2 protein-coding genes are annotated in these 1,831 nt (G+C 45.1%); one reads left to right on the top strand and one right to left on the bottom strand.

Annotated elements, in window-relative coordinates:
• Window positions 1–119: 119 nt before the first annotated feature.
• Window positions 120–827, top strand: a complete 708-nt coding sequence (locus tag C230_RS23085; RefSeq protein ID WP_018130115.1) for a hypothetical protein — start codon at window positions 120–122, stop codon at window positions 825–827.
• A gap of 39 nt (window positions 828–866) precedes the next feature.
• On the opposite strand, the gene C230_RS0100345 is transcribed toward C230_RS23085, so the two are convergent.
• Complete coding sequence (locus C230_RS0100345; RefSeq protein ID WP_211207975.1) at window positions 867–1,718, bottom strand: hypothetical protein; 852 nt, start codon at window positions 1,716–1,718, stop codon at window positions 867–869.
• Window positions 1,719–1,831 lie beyond the last annotated feature (113 nt).

Below are 1,831 nucleotides of genomic sequence, written 5' to 3' on the forward strand. Positions count from 1 at the left end.
ATCGCAAAATGAAATTATCTTTCACTATCTTCATTTTACTACGAATATATCATGATTGTAATTAAGAACATGCTAGAATTTCACGGATTCAGGTTGGATGGTTAACAGTTCCGTATATCATGATCTTCTTTTGGTGGAAAAAACTAGGGAAACTCGGGAAGGTCATCAGTACAGCGTGGGCAGCATTTGTATTATTGACTGTGGTAGCAACCGCTACGGTAGATCCTAACGCACAACCTACACTACCGAAACAGATATTATCGAACGAAGAAAGGCAAAAACTGGGCGCCGCCGAAGTCGAAATTAAGGCGAAACAAGAAACAGAAGCTAAAGCAAAGGCTGAAGCCGAGGTAAAGGCGAAGGCTGATGCGGAAGCTAAAGCCAAAGCCGCTGCTGACGCTCAAGCGAAGGAAAACGATAAAGCCTACCTCATTGCAGTCAATGAAATTACGTGGAATACATTTGCCGAAGCACAAAATATTGGCGACCAACTAAGTCAGCTCGGGTCATTAAAGATTTCGATGAATGAATTCGCTGATTTTATGGATACCGATATTTGGCTATGGGAAAAGTATATCGAGAAAATCAAATCGACCACTCCGCGCGAGTCTTTACTCCAGCTTAACCAACAACAGATATTAGAGAATCTGAATAAACTAAAATCAATTGCTACAAACATGCAAGAATCAGCGAAAGAGTCTAAAACAAATGACGTTTTAAAGGCCGGTCAAGAAATGGTTTTGAGTTTTAATCATATCAAAGAGTCCTATAATATCGCAGTAGCACAAATGACAAAGTACGGGATACAACCTAACTGGCATCCTTAAAAATATTAGCCGAGGGAATCTTTCCCCTGGCCTTTTTCTTTACAACGCAAAACTCACTTGTTGACGAATCGCCGCTACAATATCGCTTCCAATTTGATATCCATCCTTGCCCGCGCCATTAACAGTGATGTTGTTCACGATTGTTACCGATCCTTTATTCGCCGTTGTAGACATCGGCATTGTCGCGTTTGGTTTAAACATCGGCGCAAAATCGCTGATCGCAACGTTAATCGCGTGCTTAATCTGAACTCCGCTCGCCGCGATACTATCCGCATACGTCTTCATCAAGCCAGCGCCCCACTTATCTATATTCTTCATCGGCCCCTCTTTTGGCGGCGAATGCGTCTCTACAACCGCTCGGGCAGCGCTAAGACCGGCGCTGAACGCGTTTTTAATCGATGCGATCTTCGATTTGATACCGGCAACAAAGCTATCTACGAGGCCCGCGCCCCAACTGAGGAGACGCGATCCATACGACTTAATGGCTTCGCCGACGGCGTCCAGCGCATCTCTAAACTTGTCGGGCAAGCTTTTAATCGTATTCCAAACACCGTCTACCATGTTTCCCGCGACCTCTACCGCTTTATTCTTGGAATCGGTGAACCAACCATATATCCGACCGGGCAACTGCGAAAGCCAACGACTGATCTCGTTGTACAAATTCGTAATCCACCGCACAACGTTGGTAAACATTTCATGCGCCTTCTCAGTCGCTTTATTTCGAATGTCGGTCCACCACTTCTGCGTATTGTTGTAAACACTAGAGAACCATTCAGAAACACGAGCTGGCAGTTGACTCAGCCATTTCTTCGTTTCTTCATAAATCCTGGGCAATTGGTATATAAACCACCCAACCATGCGCCCCAACCAATAAGCAGCGAGTTCTGGCAACTGCGCGAACCAGTTCCAGTGTTACCGCTCACGCTATTTGGCGGCGAGTGAGCGGTTTTTTGTCATGTTCAATGTCGGAGGATTCTTCGGATGATTGTCGTATCATGATCCGT

Source organism: Effusibacillus pohliae DSM 22757 (genome assembly GCF_000376225.1).
Taxonomy (GTDB): Bacteria; Bacillota; Bacilli; order Tumebacillales; family Effusibacillaceae; genus Effusibacillus; species Effusibacillus pohliae.

Bases quoted from the DNA above. Each gene is read 5' to 3' on its own strand.
- C230_RS23085 (WP_018130115.1), top strand. From the start codon at position 120: ATGATCTTCTTTTGGTGGAAAAAACTAGGGAAACTCGGGAAGGTCATC.